Annotated in this window: 18 protein-coding genes; 17 read left to right on the forward strand and 1 reads right to left on the reverse strand. The window is 31.6% G+C overall.

The window, feature by feature from the left end:
* A partial coding sequence (locus ACQY56_RS01690) for a hypothetical protein (RefSeq protein WP_428743704.1) occupies window positions 1-183 on the reverse strand: 183 nt, incomplete at its 3' end.
* A gap of 190 nt (window positions 184-373) precedes the next feature.
* Here ACQY56_RS01690 and tssA point away from each other — a divergent pair.
* The 17 genes from tssA to ACQY56_RS01775 form a co-directional block, all read left to right on the forward strand.
* Window positions 374-1843: a type VI secretion system protein TssA gene (tssA, locus tag ACQY56_RS01695; RefSeq protein WP_428739513.1), complete on the forward strand. Its 1470-nt coding sequence runs from the start codon at window positions 374-376 to the stop codon at window positions 1841-1843.
* Window positions 1844-1861: 18 nt separating this feature from the next.
* Window positions 1862-2344, forward strand: coding sequence for a type VI secretion system contractile sheath small subunit (tssB, locus tag ACQY56_RS01700; RefSeq protein ID WP_428739512.1), 483 nt, complete (start codon window positions 1862-1864; stop codon window positions 2342-2344).
* 10 nt (window positions 2345-2354) lie between these two features.
* Window positions 2355-3827: a type VI secretion system contractile sheath large subunit gene (tssC, locus tag ACQY56_RS01705; protein WP_428739511.1), complete on the forward strand. Its 1473-nt coding sequence runs from the start codon at window positions 2355-2357 to the stop codon at window positions 3825-3827.
* Window positions 3827-4243 carry a type VI secretion system baseplate subunit TssE gene (gene tssE, locus ACQY56_RS01710; protein ID WP_428739510.1) on the forward strand — a complete coding sequence of 139 codons (417 nt, stop codon included), beginning with the start codon at window positions 3827-3829 and terminating at the stop codon, window positions 4241-4243. Before tssC ends, tssE begins: the two co-directional genes overlap by 1 nt.
* On the forward strand, window positions 4233-6008 hold the full coding sequence (gene tssF, locus ACQY56_RS01715; RefSeq protein WP_428739509.1) for a type VI secretion system baseplate subunit TssF: 1776 nt from the start codon (window positions 4233-4235) through the stop codon (window positions 6006-6008). The genes tssE and tssF overlap by 11 nt, the downstream gene beginning before the upstream one ends.
* A complete protein-coding gene (gene tssG, locus ACQY56_RS01720; protein ID WP_428739508.1) occupies window positions 6009-7004 on the forward strand; it encodes a type VI secretion system baseplate subunit TssG in 996 nt (331 codons plus the stop codon).
* Window positions 7005-7006: 2 nt separating this feature from the next.
* On the forward strand, window positions 7007-9574 hold the full coding sequence (gene tssH, locus ACQY56_RS01725) for a type VI secretion system ATPase TssH (RefSeq protein ID WP_428739507.1): 2568 nt from the start codon (window positions 7007-7009) through the stop codon (window positions 9572-9574).
* On the forward strand, window positions 9571-9705 hold the full coding sequence (locus tag ACQY56_RS01730) for a hypothetical protein (protein WP_428739506.1): 135 nt from the start codon (window positions 9571-9573) through the stop codon (window positions 9703-9705). The genes tssH and ACQY56_RS01730 overlap by 4 nt, the downstream gene beginning before the upstream one ends.
* Window positions 9706-9709: 4 nt before the next feature.
* Window positions 9710-10921 (forward strand): type VI secretion system-associated FHA domain protein TagH, encoded by a 1212-nt coding sequence (gene tagH, locus ACQY56_RS01735; protein ID WP_428739505.1) that lies wholly within the window; start codon window positions 9710-9712, stop codon window positions 10919-10921.
* Between the two features lie 14 nt (window positions 10922-10935).
* Entirely contained in the window at window positions 10936-11379 is a 444-nt protein-coding gene (gene tssJ / locus ACQY56_RS01740; protein ID WP_428739504.1) for a type VI secretion system lipoprotein TssJ, read from the forward strand.
* A gap of 2 nt (window positions 11380-11381) precedes the next feature.
* On the forward strand, window positions 11382-12713 hold the full coding sequence (gene tssK, locus ACQY56_RS01745; RefSeq protein WP_428739503.1) for a type VI secretion system baseplate subunit TssK: 1332 nt from the start codon (window positions 11382-11384) through the stop codon (window positions 12711-12713).
* A gap of 9 nt (window positions 12714-12722) precedes the next feature.
* Window positions 12723-13610 carry a type IVB secretion system protein IcmH/DotU gene (gene icmH / locus ACQY56_RS01750; RefSeq protein WP_428739975.1) on the forward strand — a complete coding sequence of 296 codons (888 nt, stop codon included), beginning with the start codon at window positions 12723-12725 and terminating at the stop codon, window positions 13608-13610.
* Window positions 13607-17086, forward strand: coding sequence for a type VI secretion system membrane subunit TssM (tssM, locus tag ACQY56_RS01755; protein ID WP_428739558.1), 3480 nt, complete (start codon window positions 13607-13609; stop codon window positions 17084-17086). Before icmH ends, tssM begins: the two co-directional genes overlap by 4 nt.
* On the forward strand, window positions 17086-17766 hold the full coding sequence (locus tag ACQY56_RS01760) for a PP2C family protein-serine/threonine phosphatase (protein WP_428739559.1): 681 nt from the start codon (window positions 17086-17088) through the stop codon (window positions 17764-17766). The genes tssM and ACQY56_RS01760 overlap by 1 nt, the downstream gene beginning before the upstream one ends.
* Window positions 17754-18605 carry a serine/threonine-protein kinase gene (locus tag ACQY56_RS01765; protein ID WP_428739560.1) on the forward strand — a complete coding sequence of 284 codons (852 nt, stop codon included), beginning with the start codon at window positions 17754-17756 and terminating at the stop codon, window positions 18603-18605. Before ACQY56_RS01760 ends, ACQY56_RS01765 begins: the two co-directional genes overlap by 13 nt.
* A gap of 86 nt (window positions 18606-18691) precedes the next feature.
* Entirely contained in the window at window positions 18692-19216 is a 525-nt protein-coding gene (locus ACQY56_RS01770) for an Hcp family type VI secretion system effector (RefSeq protein ID WP_428739561.1), read from the forward strand.
* Between the two features lie 91 nt (window positions 19217-19307).
* On the forward strand, window positions 19308-19514 hold a 207-nt coding region (locus ACQY56_RS01775; RefSeq protein WP_428743705.1), incomplete at its 3' end, for a hypothetical protein.

The following is a 19514-nucleotide window of genomic DNA, read 5'->3' on the forward strand; positions in this document are numbered from 1 at the left end:
AGCAGCTACTTTAGTACAGGGGGAATTTAAAGGACACCCACTGATAGCAGCGCCAAGGATATCGACACAAAAGTTTGGTTTTAAACCTCCAATAGTTCGTATGGGATCAGTTGATGGGTGTTGTACCACTCCTCCATGTGCACATTGAATGACACAAGCTTCTGTAAGTACTAAACGACCCATAGTTTATCCTCTAGTATGATATATAATTATTTTAAACAATAAAAAATCTATTTCATATCATACTAATTTAGAGTAAATATATTATATTTAATTCAAAATAAGATGTATTTAAACTAAATTTAACTAAAGTAATGAAAATAAAATATTATTTTTAATTAATTAAAATTTTAATTTAATTTGAAGAGGAAATTTGGAAGCTATTTTAGTAGATATTTCAAAAGATTCTCCAGTTGGTATAGACTTAAAATATGATGATACTTTTGTAGAGATAGAACAAGAGATAGATAAAGACTTTAGTCTAAATATTGAAGAAGATACGAACTGGAAATTTGTACAAGACAATTGTTATACATTTTTAAAAATACACTCAAAAGATTTTAAGATTGCTGTGTGGTGGGTTTTTGCAAATTGGCATCAAAACAGCTGGGATGGACTATATCAGTCTCTTGGTGCATTTAACCAATTTATAGAAAAGTATCATGAATCATTTTTCCCAAAATCTACAAGAGGGCAACAAAACGCTTTAGTGTGGTTAGAAACTATGCTGACAAAAGAGATTGTTGAACAGCAAAAAGATATAGGTAAAGTACAACATTCTGCTGAACTTGTGACACTTTTTGAACAAACACAAGATTTTGCTAAAGAGTTCCTCAAAGTTCAAGATAACTATTTTGGTAAGTTGATACGAGGTTTGAAATCTATAGTGCCAAAAGTGGAAGTTCCAGTTGTACCAGCAGTGTCAGAAATTTCAGAAGTTTCACAAGAAAAAAAAGTTGAACAAGTAGCAACATCTATATCATCTATATCTTCAGAAGAGGATGCTAAAAAAGTTTTTCAAAACTTGAAAAAAACAGCATCTATGTTAAGTGAGTACTATAGAAAAGAAAACCCTTTTGATAACAAAGCACTTAGAATAACAAGGTTTTTATCTTGGATAGGGGTTGATGGACTCCCAGTTGAGGAAAATGGTGTTACCTTTATCAACCCTCCATCTGAGATGACAATGATGAAATTAAACGAGTTGTTAGAAAATGATGAACAAGAGGAGGCATTTCGTTTTTTACAAAATACGTTAGAACGTTCTCCTTATTGGCTTGATGGACACTATAGAGCTTTTGAAATGCTCAAAAAGTTCAATAAAAAGCAAGAGGCACAAGAGCTTAAAAATGCTCTTATAGCTTTTGTTGAGTCAAACAAAGGGGTGGATCATCTCAACTTTAAAGACGGGACACCTTTTTTAAGTAACACGCTCGTAACAGATCAAGAAAGTTCGACAACAGTAGCAACAAAAAGTACAGACAATACTGAGTTTAGTCAAAAAGTAAGACAAATTATTCAAAACCATCACACAAAGGAGGCAATACAATTACTTCAAAATGAATACGAAACAGCTTTAAGTCATGAGGACAAATTTAAGCTGAGACTAGAGGTTGTCAAAACTAATATGGTCAAAAAACAATCTAATGTTGTTACAGCTTTTTTAGAAGGGCTTGAAAGAGATGTAGAAAAGTATCATCTTGATGAATGGAGTCCAGATCTAGCTTTAGAGGTATATAAATTACTTATAAAGCATTTTGATGGTCAAAAAGATAAAAAAGAGACTTATGATAAAGCATATGAAAGAGTGTGTCAATTAGACATTTCATATGCGTTAAATTAAAAAAAGAAGGAGAAAACAATGAAACAATCAGAGTCACCAAAAGAAAGAATTAACGTCACGTATAAACCAGCAACTGGGGATATGACGGAAGAGATCGAGATACCGTATAAGATTACAGTACTTGGGAACTATAATCCAGATGCACCAAAGGTTCCTGTAGAGGATAAAAAAGCGATTAAACTTGATAAAAACAATTTTAATGATGTATTAAAAGAGCAAAAATTATCTGTAAAGTTTGATGTTCCAAATAAACTTACTGATGATGAAGATGCATCTTTAAATGTTGATCTAAAAATCAATAGTATGAAAGATTTTTCACCAGAGAGCATAGTTGAAAATGTTGATGAATTAAAAGTTTTAATGGAACTTAGAAAATCTTTAGTTGCACTTAAAGGTCCTTTAGGAAATGTCCCAGCATTTAGAAAAGCAATAGAAGATGCTATCTCTGATAAAGAAGAAAGAGATAAATTGATGAACGAATTAAATTTAAAATCTGAGTAAGGAAAAGTAGATGTCAGCAGAAGCAGCAGCAGTAAAAAGTGAAGCGGTAAGTGGTAGTTTATTAGATAATATTATTGCACAAACAAGTATTACACAAGAGGATGATACATACTCTGTAGTAAAGTCAGGTGTCGGTGCATTAATTGAGGAGCTTATTCAATCGGATAATCCAGATGAAAAAGTAAATAAAGCAGTAATTGATAAGATGATCGCAGAGATCGATGCAAAAATTTCTGCACAAATGGATCAAATTCTTCACCATGAAAAATTTCAAGAGTTAGAGTCTAAATGGAGAGGTTTATACTTTTTAGTTGAGAGAACAGACTTTAGAGAAAATATTTTAATGGAGATGATTAATGTTTCCAAAGAGGAGTTGGTAGAAGACTTTGAAGATTGTTTAGATATTACACAAACAGGTCTATATAAACATGTATATACATCTGGTTATGGGCAATTTGGTGGTGAACCAGTTGGAACAATCTTAGCAGACTATGAACTTTCACCTTCAAATGTAGATATGAAGTTCTTAACAAAAATGGCTTCAATCTCAGCAATGTCTCATGCTCCTCTTATCTCAGCAGCTGGACCGAAATTTTTTGGTTTAGATTCTTTTGAGGGCTTACCAAACTTAAAAGATTTAGAAGATGTGATGAACTCTCCGCAGTTTGCAGCATGGAAAGGTTTTAGAAAAAATGAGGATTCAAGATATGTTGGTTTAACTCTTCCAAGATTCCTTTTAAGAGCACCGTATGATCCAGAAGATAATCCTATCTCAAAATTTGTATACCAAGAAGATGTTTCTGCATCTCATGAAGATTATCTTTGGGGAAGTACAGTTTATACACTTGCAAGTAAATTAACAGATTCATTTGCAAACTATAGATGGTGTACAAATATCATAGGTCCAATGAGTGGTGGTGAGGTAAGAGATTTACCTGTTCACACTTTTGAAAGTATGGGTGATGTTGAGATGAAAATTCCGACAGAGGTACTTGTATCAGATAGAAGAGAGTATGAACTAGCACAAGAAGGTTTCATTCCATTGGTTATGAGAAAAGGTAGTAACTCTGCTGCATTCTTCGCTGCAAACTCTGCACAAGAACCTAAAATATTTGCAGATACTCCAGAAGGAAACGAAGCAGAATTAAACTATAAACTAGGTACTCAATTACCATACCTATTTGCTGTAACAAGAATGTCACACTATATCAAAGTTTTACAACGTGAGCATATCGGTTCATGGAGAGAAAGAGATGATTTAGAGCGTGAGCTTAATAAATGGGCAAAACAATATGTAGCAAACCAAGAAAATCCAAGTGCAGAGATTAGAAGTAAAAGACCATTTAAGAAAATCAAAATCGATGTAGAAGATATCGATAAAGATCCAGGTTGGTATAAAGTAAAAATCGCTTTAAGACCACACTTCAAATATATGGGTGCAAATTTTGAACTATCTTTAGTTGGAAAATTGGATAAAGACTAATGTTTAAAGGGAGTTTATTTGAGCGTTTAACGCCTGAACAACATATTGAAATTACTAGTGGCAGTGAAGATGCACTTTATACTTCAATAGCGTTAAATTTGTCTCGAATATTCTCTACAAATGCAGGAAGTGCAGAGATAGCTCTAGATTATGGAAGACCAGATTTAGACAATATGCAACTGACTGTAAATGAATCTTTAAATGCTATAGAGCAAAAGTCAAGACTTACTATTGTGAAATATGAACCAAGACTTTGCAATGTTCAAGTAAAAATGAGAAAAAAAGATTTACAGCGTAATGAGATGAGTATTCTTATCGAAGGTTATATCAACATAAATAAAGAGATGAAAAAGATAAGTTTTAAAGCAAATCTTTTTAAAAATGGTGGAGTTAAAGTAGATAAGTATGGAATTTAACGAATACTATAGACAAGAGTTAAGTGCTTTAAGACTCGAAGGCTCAGAATTTTCAAAAAGAAATCCTGGGTTATCTACATTTTTATCAAGAGAGGGACAAGACCCTGATGTCGAAAGACTTTTAGAGGGATTTGCTTTTTTAACTGGTCGTTTACGTCAACAAATTGATAAAGAATTGCCAGAGGTAGCACATACACTTGTACAGTTACTATGGCCAAATTATGTCCGTTCAATCCCTTCATATACTATACTGCAATATGATCCATTAAAAGATAGAACTGATACCGTTGTAGTAAAAAAAGAGACAAAGGTACTGAGTAAAAGTATCGTAGATGGTGTGCAATGTCATTTTAAAACCTCTTACGATACAGAAGTAATGGCGTTGGATATTGATAATTTAAATTATTATGTACATGGTCAAAAGAGTTCTATTGAGCTAGATTTACACATGAGTGCTTCTGGTGCATTAGATGACTTAAACCTTAAAAAGCTCCGTTTTTATCTTGGTGGTTCAAAGTTTGTTGCAAAAGATCTTTATATGTTTCTAACTAGATTTCTTGAATCTGTCGAAATCGAGATACATTGCGAAAATGAAGCAGATGATAAAAAAATTGTTTTAGAGCCATCTTCTTTGCAACCAGTTGGTTTTCAAAATAGTGAACGTTTAGGAGATTACCCTTTAAATGTTTTTGATGGGTATACACTTTTACAGGAGTATTTTTGTTACCCAAATAAATTTTTGTTTGTTGATTTTTTAAATTTAGACAAGATAAATGCTCTTGGAAAAGAGTTTTTAAAAAAATCACGCTCTTTTACAATCCATTTTCATTTTTCAAAACGTTTAGAGACGAATGAACTTCCAACCCAAGAGAGTTTTTGTTTGTACTGTACACCTGCAATCAATTTTTTCCAAACAGAAGCAGTACCAATAAGAAAAAATGAGACGCAAGAGGAGTATCTAGTTGTTCCTGCGGATATCTCAAAAGAACATAGTGAGGTATATGCTATAGAAAAAGTTCGAGGTTGGATAGAGTCAAAAAACAAATATGAAAACTATCAGCTCTTTGAATCATTTGAACATAGTGATGATATGCAATATTATTCAACACGTGTAAAACTTTCTATGGATGGAAAAAGAACAAATACTTATCTTCGTTTTGCATCAAATAGTGGTTCAGAAGAAAATATAGACAATTCAAATAGTACAGTTTCTGTACAAATTTCTTGTACTAACAACAATACTCCGCATGAGACTTTACTCTTAGGAGATATACATTTACCAGACCCATTATCAAGCACGGAAAAGTTGAAATTTAAAAATATCACTATTCCCTCATCTTCTTATCCACCTCCAATTAAGGGAGACTTTTTATGGAAAGTTATTTCCAATATGTCACTTAATTATTTGTCTTTAGAGAATATCCAAGCACTAAGAAACATCATAGAAGCATATGATTTTGTAGGGCAGAATGATATTAAACAAAAAGAGAAAACTTTTGTAATGCTTCAAGGTTTAAAATCGATTCATTATAAAACAAAAGAGATGATGGACCAAGGATTTCCTGTAAGAGGTATAGAGGTTTTAGTTGTAGTTGATCCAAAAAAGTTTGAGTGTTTAGGTGATGCATATATCTTTTGTTCAATACTAAATGAATTTTTAACTTTGTATGGAAATATCAACTCTTTTCATCAACTCAGTGTTGATATGCTTGAAGAAGAAACGTTTAACTGGAAACCAAAAATGGGAACAAAGGTTTTAGGCTAGATGGTAGATATAAATAGTGTAAATGAGACTATCAGTCTAAAAACAAAGAAGTATTCACTACCTCAAGCTATGAGGGTTATACAGTACTACTTAAAACATATCTATCGAACAGCTGATTCTAAATTTTTATATAAAAAAATTCGTTTTCAGGGAAATTCATCACTTGCTTTTCAAAAAAGTGAAGTGGATTCTATAGAGTTTTTTGAGGAAGAAGTTGCAGGAAAACGTGTACTCGTTACTGTGAATTTTTTGAGTCTTTTTGGAAGTGCTTCTCCACTTCCAAGTCATTATAGTGAGCTGGTTTTAAGAAGTTTTGAAGAGGATAGTGTTTTATACGATTTTTTAAATCTATTTAACCATAACATTCAAAGGTTTCTTTATCCTATCTGGGAGAAACAAAGATATTACATCAAATATCAAAAAGATCTTAATGATGGATTTTCAAAATATATGCTCTCCCTTTTAGGATTGTATGCAAACTTTGGTTTACAACAAAATAGATTGAACTTTCAAAAGTTAATGCCCTATGTTGGAATCCTTAGTATGCGTCAAAAATCAGCAGGTACATTGACTTCTGTATTGAGACATTACCTAGGGTTTAACGAAGTAGAGATTCTCCAATCTATCAAAATGCAATCTCAAATTCCCTCATGGCAATACTCAATGTTGGGAAAAGAAAATATGCAATTAGGAGTCAATGTATCTATCGGTGAATTTCTTATAAATAAAAGTTCAAAGTTTAGAATATTACTCAAAAATGTAACGATAGATGACATGCTTAAATATAGTGTGAATGGAGAGAAAATGGATGAACTCAATGAACTCATCTCTTTTACTTTTAATGAACCACTTGAATATGATGTATGTATGGAGATTCAGGAAAATGAAAAAATAAAGTGTGTTTTAGATGAATCAAATGAAAGATATATAGGTATAAACAGTTGGATAGGAGAACCTCTAGGAAATGAACAAATTGTTATCGCACAAAAAGGTTAAATATGAAATTTGAAATACGTGAATTGATTGAAGCATTAGATGCAACAACAAAATTACATTTACAAAATGCAGCGTCAAGATGTATAGAAAGATCGGGCAATGAGATACTTATTGAGGATCTTTTATTTGTAATGTGTGAAGATGAAAACTCACTTTTTAACGCAGTGATGGCACATTATAAGATAGATAATGAGTCTATGATTGAAGCACTGCAACATGGTGTGAAAACAGATACTACAGAGAGTAGTAGTCCTGTATTTTCAAAATTATTAATTCAGTTACTTGAAGATTCATTTATGATTGCAAAGATGCAGTTAAATGTATCTGAGATTTCAGATGCTGCGATTTTATTGTCTATCTTTGATAATGGGATGAAATATATCAATACAAAATATTTTCAATTACTTCAAAACATCCCATTTGAAGAAGTGAAGTCTTTAATTGAAGGTCTCAATGAAGAAGCAGTCCAAAATGGTCAAGCACAACGACAGCAAGGGGATAAAAAGGCAAAAACTTCTGCTGAACTTGATAAATATACGACAAATCTTACACAATTGGCAAAAGATGGGGAGATCGATCCTGTACTTTGTAGGGATGATGAGATTAAACAAGCTGTAGATATTTTACTACGAAGAAGAAAAAATAATCCTATCATGGTTGGAGAAGCTGGAGTTGGTAAAACTGCAGTAGTTGAAGGTTTAGCACTAAAAATAGTAAATCAAGAAGTTCCGACACAACTTTATAATGCACAGATATTATCTTTGGACTTAGGTGCCTTGCAAGCTGGAGCTGGTGTAAAAGGGGAGTTTGAGCGACGTCTACAGGCTGTAATCAATGAGATACAAAATTCACCTGATTTTATCATCTTATTTATAGATGAAGCGCATACCCTTATTGGTGCTGGTGGAAATGAAGGTGGCGGTGATGCTGCAAACTTACTTAAACCAGCTCTTGCTCGTGGACAACTTAGAACAATCGCTGCAACTACATGGCTAGAATATAGAAAATATTTTGAAAAAGACCCAGCACTCTCAAGAAGATTTCAAAAGATTGATCTACTAGAGCCAACAGTAGATGAAGCGGTAACTATCTTAAGAGGTTTAGCAAAAAAATATGAAGAGGTACATGCTGTATATATTGAAGATGAAGCACTCCAAGCTGCTGCTTCATTATCAGCGAGATATATTACAGGCAGACAACTTCCAGATAAGGCTATAGATGTCCTTGATACTGCTTGTGCAAATGTAAAAATCAGTCAAACAAATGTGCCGTTTGTATTGCAAAAAATGTACACGCAAATAGAAGAATTAAAAAGAAAACAAGAGTTTTTTCTAAGAGATAACAATCGAGGTATAAAAGATTATAGCGGACAAATAGCTACTTTAGAAGAAGAGATCAAAGAACTAGAAGAGGAATCAAAAGTTATAAAATCTTCTTGGCAAGAGCAGAAAAATGCTATGGATGATCTGCAAAAAGCGATAGAAGAAGAGGATCATGAAACTATAAAATCTTTACATATCACTATAGACAAATTGCATGAAAAAAATAGATATATCCATAAACATGTAACAAAAGAGCAAATCGCTGAAGTGATCTCTGCTTGGACAGGTATCCCTCTTGGCAATATGGTAAATAAACAGATTGAAAAAGTGATGGATTTAGCTAATTCTATGAAAGCAAGGATCATTGGTCAAGATGATGCGATAGATTATATCAACCAATTTTTACAAATTTCAATGGCAGGGCTTAAAAAAGAGAATGCTCCAGCTGGAGTGTTTTTGCTTGTAGGACCAAGTGGTGTTGGAAAAACTGAAACTGCACTTAGTATCGCTGATCTTATTTTTGGTGGTGAGCGATTTATCACAACTATCAATATGACCGAGTTTCAAGAAAAGCATACAGTATCTAGACTTATTGGTTCACCTCCAGGGTATGTAGGTTATGGAGAGGGTGGACAACTAACTGATCCTGTAAGGGTAAAACCATATTCGGTGGTGTTATTAGATGAGATAGAAAAAGCGCATCCTGAAGTGCTAAATCTTTTTTATCAAATGTTTGATAAAGGTGTTTTAAATGATGGTGAGGGGAGAACGATTGATTTTAAAAATACTATCATCGTTATGACTTCAAATCTAGCAACAGCTGAAATCACTGAACTTTGTACACAAAATAGTGCAATCACTATGGATGAGATAAAAGATTATATTACACCTGTGTTATCAGACTATTTACAACCAGCATTATTAGGAAGAATGAATGTTATCCCTTATATGAATTTAAAAGATAATGCTTTAAAAGAGATCACAAAGTTGAAATTGAATTTTATTAATCAACAGTTAGAAAAAAAAGCGATTGATTTTAAATATGATGAGACATTACTAGATTTTATAGTAGAGGTGTCTAATGCAAGAGATACAGGGGCGAGAAATATTGAACTTATTATTAACTCGAAAGTGATGCCAGAGCTTTCACGTGTAATCTTAAATGCTGCTGTTGAAAAACAGTTTATAGAAGAACTACATATCAGTGTAGATGAAAATAGAGAAATTATTATAAGGAGTGAATCATGATAAAAAAAGTTTGTGGTTTGGTTGTATGTTTATCTGTATTGAGTACATTTGTTACAGGGTGTAGCTCATTTCAAGATGAATATAAACCGTTATACCAAGTAAAACCGGAAGTAGAAAAGGTTGAGGAATAAAAGCATGAAATTAGTCTTAGATGTCATTAAGAGTTCTCAAGATTCTCTTGCAAAAAGAAGTCTTCATTTAAATAAAGAAAATGGAGTGATTGGTAGAGCAAGTCAGGCTGATTTGCAATTAGCAGACTCTCAAAATTATATATCAAAGATACATCTCTATATTGAATATCAAGATAATCTGTATTTTGTTCGAGATGAAAGTACAAATGGGACCTATTTAAAGTTTCCATACAAAAAGTTACCTAAAGGAAATAATGTAAAAATCAATCCTACAGATATCTTTGTTTTAGGGGAGTATGAGATTCAAGCTAGATTTGTTGAAGATGATTTTTCAACAAGTATAATGGATCAAATAAATACTTCTATCGAAGAAGAAGACGATATCGGTATTATCCCTGATAATGATTTTTTAGATGAGCCTTTTGATAGCTTAGAAAGCAATGAAATTGATGTCGCAGATATCATCTCAAACTCTAAAAAGTTTGTATATGAAGATGAGATGGATGATGATGAAGTTGAGTATGAAATCACAGGTGAGATTGATGAACATTATATGAGTATCCCTGAAGCAAAAAAAGAAGAAAGTGTAACTGATTCAGTTGTAGCAGATACTTCTTTACAAAAAAGCTTAGCGATTTTGGAGAAAAAGTTGGGTATTGAGATATCTTCTTTAGAGAAAAAAGAGCGGGATATCATGATGGAAGAGATAGGTAGCATTATCATTAATAGTTTGAGTGGACTTAAACACTCACTATACATACAACAAAAGATCAAAGAAGATATGAATGTCCTAAAAACTGATGAGAAAGAGACAGTCAACCCTATACTTTTAGGAGATTCAGCTTCAAAACTTTTGCAAAATAAACAATTTGCAGGTATGTTGGGATTTTCTAAAATTTCAGATGCAGTATTGCAATCTTTCGATGAACTAGATAGACACAATATAGCACTACATTCAAGTGCAAAAAACTTGATGAATATTACGATACAAAAGTTTTCCCCTGTAAATCTGGGGCATTACTTTGAAAAAAAAGGGACTTTAAAAGGGATTTTAAAACCAAAAGCTTCAAAGATGTGGAATGGATATCAAGAGATGTTTAAAGAGTTTGAACAAGAGCCAGAAAAAGGTGTACAACTTCTACAAAAAGATTTTGAAAAAGAGTATAAAAGTAGCGCATTTGGAGTGTCTTTAGCGACACAACAGCGTGTAAAATAAAGATAGGAATGAAGATGAAAATAAAAATATTACTTATGATGAGTATCATGTTTTTGATGATAGGCTGTGCTAGTAAACCAACACATATAGAGATGAAAATTTCATCGGTGCATGAGATTAATGTTGATGAAGAAAATGTTTCTTCCCCTTTAATGTTAGTTTTTTATGAACTCTCCTCAGCAGATAAATTTGCCAAATATAATTATTGGGATGTTATCGATGACTCGGGTGAAAAATTAAAAGACGACATTATCTCCCAAACAAAATACCCAATCCTCCCAGATGAAAAACAGTGGTATAAAATAGCTTTTAATAGTAAGGCAAAGTTTTTGGGAATTGTCGCTAAGTTTAGAGATATTAAAGAATCTAATTGGCGTTATATCATTAATTTAGAAGAAGATACATATAACTATACTGAACTCAAAGTTGAAAAATATTCAATTGTAAAAGATAATTAATAATGGAAAGAAGAGTTATATGGAAAGAGGGGCTTTTTATCCGCCCACAACACTTTCAACAAAATGATAGATATTATGCTTATGAACTCATGAGCAGAACTGTTAATTCTGGAAGTAATCAATGGGGATTTTTTGAATTAGATATAGATAAACGCTTACTAGGAATAGGTAAAGTTGTTTTAAATTCTGCACAAGGGATTATGCCTGATGGAACTCTATTTTATATATCTAATAAAGAGGAAAGTTTAGCCTTAGATATTGGTGAAGATGATTATGGTCAAGGGGTATATTTAGCGATACCAATAGTGACGCAAAACAGTGATGAGGTACATTTTGAAGATCAAGAAAACCATTTAACTCGTTTTAGTGCGCAAACAGTTTTAAATGTATCAAATACAAATGCTGGAGAAAACTCTAATGCAGATATGGTACTTGCTAAACATGATTTTAAACTACTCTTAGAAGAAAATGTAAATGATGGCTATGTTGCAATAAAAATAACAAATATAGCTTCAGTAAGTACAGGTGGTTCAGTTTTAATAGATGAGAACTATATCCCAACTTTTTTTCATCTTCATCGCTCAAAAGACCTACTATCAATGTTAAATGAGATTATTCGTATGTTGACTTATAGAGTTGAAAGGTTAGCAGATAAAATTAGCAATTCTGCTTTACAGGCATCTGAATTGGGTAATTATTTAATGTTACAACTTTTAAATAAAACATTAAGTAGATTTCATTTCTATTTGACACAAGATAAGATTCATCCCCAAGATGTATTTTTAGAGTTAACTACATTAGCAGGTGAGTTGGCTGTTTTTATGAAAAAAGAAAAAAAACTAACTGAAAACTTCACATATAAACACGAAGAGATGGGAGGAAGTTTCAATAAAATCGTAAATGAACTAAAAGAGATGTTAAGTATGGTTTTAGAAGAGAGTTCAGCATCGCATCCTATTGAAGAGAGAAAATACGGCATACATGTTTCTCAAATTAAAGATAGAAAAATGATAAAAACATCACAGTTTATTTTTGCAGTGAGTGCAGATACTTCTACAGAAAAAATTAAAGAAATATTGATGGCGAACTTAAAAATAGGAACGATAGAGACTATTAGAGAACTTGTAAATTATCATTTACAAGGCTTTAAATTAAAAGCATTATCATCGCCTCCAAGAGAGATACCGTATCGTGTTAATAATCTTTATTTCCAGATAGAGTTAACCAGTGAAAATCGTATAGAGTTAGAAAAGTCAGGTGGTTTTGCCTTCCATCTATCAGCAGAATTACCAAATGTAGTGTATGCATTATGGTCTATTAGAAGCGCTTCATAAGGATAAAGTATGAGTAGTACAACATTATTAATCCCAAGTTCAAACCAAGAAAAAAACTTGACAAGATTTAATGAAAAACAAGAGGAACAGTATGATAACTTTAAAGAGAGAACTTTAAGTTTTGTACGAAATACAAAAAAGACACATATCCCATATTATGATGAAGATATAAACTTTTTTTTACTTGCAGCTTCATCGATTTTTCAACAGCTCAGTATTGTACAAAACAATTATGATGTTGGTCCTATTTTTGAAGTGAGACAATCTTTTGTAGATGGAATCAACGAATACTCAGAAATATTATTACAGTACAACGTTGAAGAATCTCAAGCATTGGTATCAAGATATATCTTATGTACATTTATAGACGAACTAATCAATACAACTCACTTTGGGCAGGAAAACAACTGGTCTAGTAATAGTTTATTGAGAATTTTTCACAATGAAACATACGGGGGTGAAAACTTTTTTAGATTGTTAGATAAGTTTTTAAAAGCTCCAGCAAAATTTATATATATTTTAGAGTTGATGTATGTATGTTTATCTTTAGGATTTCAAGGAAAATACCGTGTAGATAATTCAAACAAACAAGAACTCAATATGATAAGAGAGAGTTTATATAAACAGATAAAAATTATTCAAGGTAGAGAACCAATGAAGTTTTATACAAAACACAACCCTTCTACTTTACGCAATAGACTTTTTTATATGATCTCATATCCAACTATGATCTTAAGTACAGTACTTCTTTTAGTGATAGTGTATGCAGGTTTATCATTTGGTTTGTCAAACGAGGGAAATACTTTCTCAGATATCCTTGATAAAGGGACAAGTTCTAAATATTTGACACAAGATAATTTTAATTTACAAAACTATAGAGAGGAAAAAAGTAAATGATAAGATCATTATTTAAAAGTGGTGTGTTTTGGACACTATTTATAGCAGCTATAATTTCGGCTATTATTATTTTTGTTTTTCCTTATTTTTTTGAGCCTTATAAAGATTCAAGTTATAAGTTACTTGTAGCATTTTCTTTTTTCTTTATAGTTGTCATTTTAGTTTTATTGTATATAGTTTTTTTACAAGAAAAAACACAAACAAAACTCAAAGTGATAAAAGAGAAAAGAGATATTGACAAAGAGAAACAAAAAGCTGTCAATTTAAAAATTAAAGATATAAAAATTAAATTCAATGAAGCATTGAAAATCTTAAAAAACTCAACTTTATATAAAAATAAAAGACGAGCAAGATATGAGTTACCATGGTATCTATTAGTTGGTAAAGAAAACGCTGGGAAAACTACATTACTTGAAGCTTCTGGTTTAGATTTTCCACTCAACGTAAACTACGATCATAGAAGTGTAAAAGAAGAGGGTACTTCACAGGGATTTTTATGGTATTACGCTGAACATGCGATTTTTATTGATATGCCTGGACGCTACATAAACCCAGAGTTAGATGAAACAGAAAAAACAGTTTGGGAAAAAGGTTTTTTAAAGATATTTGCAAAAAAAAGACTTCGCAGACCAATTAACGGAATTATTTTAAATGTGAGTATGGAGACTTTTATTGAGAAAAATGAAAAAGAGCTTGAACAATATGCAAAAGACCTTCGTGATAGATTTGATGAACTTTCAGAAGGTTTTGTATCGAGTATACCTATCTATCTGATTATTACAAAGTCAGATAAAATCATAGGTTACAATGAGTACTTTGCTACTTTGAGCGAAGAGGAAAAAGAGGAAGTTCTTGGTGTAACTTTTGATGACCCTTCAATGAATATCGATACAACTGTTGTAAGACCAAAACTAGAAAATTTACTTAAACGTGTTCAGAGCTCAATCGTAGATAAACTTCATTATGAATGGGATGAAGATGCACGATCTAAAATATTCCTTTTCCCAAATGAATTTAGTAATATTTTTGAAAAAATAGGGATGTTTACAGATATCTGTTTTTCACAAACTAGATACAGAAAACCTTTAATGCTACGTGGGATATATTTTACATCAGTACCTGAAGATCATGAAGCAAAATCATCATACTTACTATCCAAAAAAGATGAAAATAAACTCAGTACTGGTAGAAGTGCTACAGGTTACTTCATTAAAAAACTTTTACAAGAGGTGATTTTCCCAGAATCTGATCTTATCAAAATGGATGATAACTTTAAAAAAGTGAATAAAAAACGACAGGTTATAGCTTTGAGTGCATCAATTATCACTGTCTTTATATTTAGTTTAGTATGGGTGAACGACTTTTTAGTACACAACAGTTTGTTACGTGATTTAGAGGAAAGAACTTCAAAAGTTCAAGAGCAAAAAAGTAAAATCAATCAAAACGATAGTTATGAAAAGATACTTCCTATACTCAATGAAGTAGCTTCAATAAAGTCACAATATGAACAAGATGTATCAGATGACTTTTATAGATTAAATTTTTATGATGTAGAACCAAAAACAGTTCAGCTTTATAGTTACTATCAAAATACCTTGGCGACAGTTTTATTACCAGAGGTAGAGAGAAGTTTAAATGAACAGATACTTTTAAATCTCAATGATTATGATAGAACTTGGAAAAATACAGAACTTTATCTTATGTTAAATGATGAAGAGCATAGAAAAAATGAGTTTTTAGAAGCAGCAATGGGTGAGATGTGGGCAAAAATGTATCCAAATAAACCAGCTGTACAAAATGCACTCAACACACATTTTAAAAACTTATTGAGTCTAGGTTTTAAACCGTATAAATTAAATGATGGAACATTAAAACAAGCTCGTTCAGTACTTTACAATAAAGCGAATGTAGTTATTGTTTATGATGCACTTCAAAAAATAGTTGATGAGAAAATGGATTTACGTTCATTTAGCTTTGAATCGGTATTGGGAGCTAATGTAGATGTCTTTAAAGGTGATGAATATAAAGTTCCAGGCTTTTTTACAAAGCAAGGGTTTGAGAAAGTTATCGTTGCAAATGGAAGAAGTTATGTAAAAGATATCTTAGAAAACAACTGGGTATTAGGAGCAAGAACAGATTTAACTGAAAGTGAATTAGATGATATCTATGCACAAGTATTAAGTTTATACTTTAAAGATTATAAACGTTATTGGATGAGTGCTCTAACAAATTTAAATGTTCCAAGAGTATATACAGAAGTTGCATTACGTAATCAGTTAGAGGTACTCTCTTTATCAAATTCACCAATAGTGTTGGTTTTACAAGCGCTTAAAGAACATACAAATATATATACACCTGAAGAGTTGTTATTACAAAAAGCTAGAAAAGACAATACATCACTTGATAAAGTGGCAAAAAATGCAGCAGAAAACAAACTAAAAACAAGCAAATTAGTTACAAATATCAAAACTGTACGCACATTTTTTAAACCTTATCATGAACTTCTTAAAGCAGATGGTACACCAAGTGCAGGGTTAGAAAACTCAATGTTGGTATTAAATGAAAAATTCCAGCAAATGAATGATATTTTTTCATCTGTAAATCCGCAAGAAAAAGCTTTTGAAATTGTTAGTGGAAGAGTTAGAGGACAATCTAAACCAATCATTCAAAATTTTTCAACTTTACCACTCAGTGTAAATCGTTGGTTTACACAAGTTTTAGGGTATAACTGGAACTATCTAATTGTACAGATGAAGAAGTATATCCTTGTCAAATATCAAGAGAGCGTCTACTCTTTTTATCAACAACGTATACAAAATAGATATCCGTTTTCACAATCATCATCTTTACAACCAGTACAGCTTGAAGATTTCAAACTGTTTTTCCAAACAAACGGTATTTTTGATACTTTTTATAAGGTATATATCAATCCATTTGTGAATGTGAATCAAACAACATATATGACATACTCTTTAAAACAGATTGATGGTAAAAGTGTAGATTTTGATTATAGTTTTATGAAAGACCTTCTACGAGTATTTAGAATTAGAAATATTTTCTTTGATAGTACAGGTACAGATTTATCATCTACTTTTTATGTTAGACCAGAAACATTAGATCGTTCACTTGCTACTATGGAGTTTAGTTATACAGGTAACAAAATGCTTTACGAACATGGGGCTATTCGGGATATACCATTTAACTGGCCAGCTAAAAACTCTTTAGCTATAAATAGAGCAATGTATCAACTATATGACATAAATGGTAATAAAACTGCAGACATTTCTGCTGAGGGAGAATGGTCATTAATCAAGTTACTAGAAAAGTTAAATGTTCAAATATCTTCAAAAGATACACTAGAGATATATTATGGAAACAATCACAATAAAGCAGTATTTTCTATAAAAGGGAAAATCAGTAAAGTATTTAGTGATGATAGACTTTTCGATACTTTTAGGTTGGATGGCAAAATTTAATGAGAATAACGAGTTGTTCTTTTACTCATCCAGGGCACACAAGAAGAGTCAATGAAGACTCTTTTTATGCTGATGATGAAAAAGGTTTATGGGTAGTTTGTGATGGAATGGGTGGTCACTCAGAAGGGTTATTTGCCAGTAGTTTAGCTACAGACAATTTTGCAGTTTTAGAATTTAGTTTAAATTTTGAGCAAAATGTTGAGCGAATCATCCAAACTATTCATCTTATAAAACAACAGCTAGATAAAAAAGTAGCTATGTCAAATAGTGATGAAATCATCGGAACAACTCTTATACTTTTATATATACAAGATGATAATGCTGTATGTGTAAGTGCAGGTGATTCAAGGTGTTATATATTACGAGACAATAAGCTTTCTCTAGTGAACACAGATCATACAAAAGATTTAGTTGTTGAAGAACAAACAGTTCAAAGTGTACTTACAAATGCGCTTTATGCCCCTGGTGATATCAATATCGATGTAAAACACTTTAGTATTCAAAAACAAGATGTGTTTTTATTGTGTAGTGATGGTTTATATAATAACCTTGATAATAAAACAATCAAAGAAACAATGCATAGCTCTTTATACGGATATGGTTTAAAAGAGCTAAAAGAGAAGGTACTTTCCAACAATGCGGATGATAATTTAACAGGTGTAATGGTATGTGTGTTTTAAAAGATATATATAACAATGCCACTGGCACATTTAATCAAAGATATATTATTCACCAGTATTTAGCAGTTGGTGGTATGAGCGTTGTATTTAAAGTCAAAGATATCTATAGAGAGTATTTTAGCGACCACAAAGAGTTAGTCATTAAAATTCCTGCACAAAAATTACTTGACAAAGAAGATATAGCTGCTTTCATGTACTCAGAGTATACTTTTTTAAGAGATATTGAGCATAAAAATATCGTCAAAGTATATGACTATGGGATAGATAATGAAACGAAAATCCCTTTTATTATTATGGAATTTTTAAAGGGAAGATTGTTAGAAGACATCCCTATATATCAAATACAACAAGATGAGAAACTTCTTTTATTTCATAGTTTATATGATACAGTGAACCATATCCATGAAAAAGGGATTATACATGCAGATATTACACCAAAAAATATTGTTGTGTCAAAGGAGCAAAAAGCAACAATTTTTGACTTTGGTATATCTCAAACAGTTGATGATGTAAAAGATTTCGGATTAGACTATCGACAGATAAAAGCATATAATCCAAAATATACAGCTCCTGAGATTCTTCAAGGGGGGATACCATCGATCTCATCAGACCTTTTTTCGTTCGCTCTTGTTTTTTATGAGGTATTTTCAGGAGAATTACCATTTTATAAAGATAGTCTTGAATTAATTGATAAACCATTAACGCTATCTAATTGTTCTAATAAAATACCTTTATTATTACAAAATTGGTTTATAAACGTTTTAGTAATAGATGCTCAAAAAAGAAAAAGAGAGCTTCCATTTTTATACAATTTCTTTAAAAAAGTAAAAAATATTTAAATTTGTTTAAAAAAATGTTGGTTTAAACTAAATTTAACCAAAAAACGTATATATTAATGATTAAATTTATTTGAAAGGAAAAATAAATGAACAACCCAATCTTTATTTCAATCGAAGGAAGTACTCAAGGTCTAATGACTGAGGGTGCATTTACACCGGAATCGGTAGGAAACTCTTACCAAGAAGGTCATGAGAATGAGGCTCTTGTAAAAGAGTTCAAACATACAATTAAAATCCCAAGAGACCCACAATCTGGACAACCGTCTGGACAAAGAGTTCACGAGCCTTTAGTTGTTACTAAACTTTTTGATAAATCTTCACCACTTTTATACAATGCGTTAACAAAAGGTGAAACTTTAACAAAGGTAGAGATGAAATGGTACAGAACTTCATACGAAGGAAAACCAGAGCATTACTTTACTATGGTACTTGAAGATGCAGTTATCGTAGATATCTCTTCTGATATGGGACTAGAATCTGGTGATATTACTTCACAAGTTGCTCCTATGGAAAGAGTATCTTTTGCATATAGAAAAATCACATGGAGACATGAGATTGCTTCTACATCTGGAGAAGATGACTGGAGACTTGGCGTTAGTAAAATGGCGTAACACTTTACAGGGATTTCCCTGTAAATTGTAAGATTAACTTTAAAAAAATAGATTTGATTTTTTAAACTTAATTTTATAAAAAGGTAATTTTGTGTCTTCATTAACTAATTCTGCCCCCCAAGCCCTAAAAGAACTAACAAACAAGATAAATCAGAAAATAGTCACAAAGATAACTATAAAAAGTTTAGGTTCAAAAACTTTTAATGTATATAAACTAGATGGTGTAAGTGAGATAGGCAAACCTTATGAGTTTAATCTTACTTTTGTTTCAGATATCCCTGTAGAGATAGAGAGTATC

Origin of the sequence: Sulfurimonas sp. (assembly GCF_050296975.1) — a bacterium.
GTDB lineage: Bacteria > Campylobacterota > Campylobacteria > Campylobacterales > Sulfurimonadaceae > Sulfurimonas.

Excerpts from the sequence above, each read along its gene's own strand:
- tssB (WP_428739512.1), top strand. The coding sequence starts at position 1,862 with ATGAAACAATCAGAGTCACCAAAAGAAAGAATTAACGTCACGTATAAA.
- tssK (WP_428739503.1), top strand. The coding sequence starts at position 11,382 with ATGGAAAGAAGAGTTATATGGAAAGAGGGGCTTTTTATCCGCCCACAA.
- ACQY56_RS01770 (WP_428739561.1), top strand. The coding sequence starts at position 18,692 with ATGAACAACCCAATCTTTATTTCAATCGAAGGAAGTACTCAAGGTCTA.
- tssH (WP_428739507.1), top strand. The coding sequence starts at position 7,007 with ATGAAATTTGAAATACGTGAATTGATTGAAGCATTAGATGCAACAACA.
- ACQY56_RS01765 (WP_428739560.1), top strand. The coding sequence starts at position 17,754 with ATGTGTGTTTTAAAAGATATATATAACAATGCCACTGGCACATTTAAT.
- icmH (WP_428739975.1), top strand. The coding sequence starts at position 12,723 with ATGAGTAGTACAACATTATTAATCCCAAGTTCAAACCAAGAAAAAAAC.
- tssF (WP_428739509.1), top strand. The coding sequence starts at position 4,233 with ATGGAATTTAACGAATACTATAGACAAGAGTTAAGTGCTTTAAGACTC.
- tssG (WP_428739508.1), top strand. The coding sequence starts at position 6,009 with ATGGTAGATATAAATAGTGTAAATGAGACTATCAGTCTAAAAACAAAG.
- ACQY56_RS01730 (WP_428739506.1), top strand. The coding sequence starts at position 9,571 with ATGATAAAAAAAGTTTGTGGTTTGGTTGTATGTTTATCTGTATTGAGT.
- tssJ (WP_428739504.1), top strand. The coding sequence starts at position 10,936 with ATGAAAATAAAAATATTACTTATGATGAGTATCATGTTTTTGATGATA.
- ACQY56_RS01760 (WP_428739559.1), top strand. The coding sequence starts at position 17,086 with ATGAGAATAACGAGTTGTTCTTTTACTCATCCAGGGCACACAAGAAGA.
- tagH (WP_428739505.1), top strand. The coding sequence starts at position 9,710 with ATGAAATTAGTCTTAGATGTCATTAAGAGTTCTCAAGATTCTCTTGCA.
- tssC (WP_428739511.1), top strand. The coding sequence starts at position 2,355 with ATGTCAGCAGAAGCAGCAGCAGTAAAAAGTGAAGCGGTAAGTGGTAGT.
- tssE (WP_428739510.1), top strand. The coding sequence starts at position 3,827 with ATGTTTAAAGGGAGTTTATTTGAGCGTTTAACGCCTGAACAACATATT.
- tssM (WP_428739558.1), top strand. The coding sequence starts at position 13,607 with ATGATAAGATCATTATTTAAAAGTGGTGTGTTTTGGACACTATTTATA.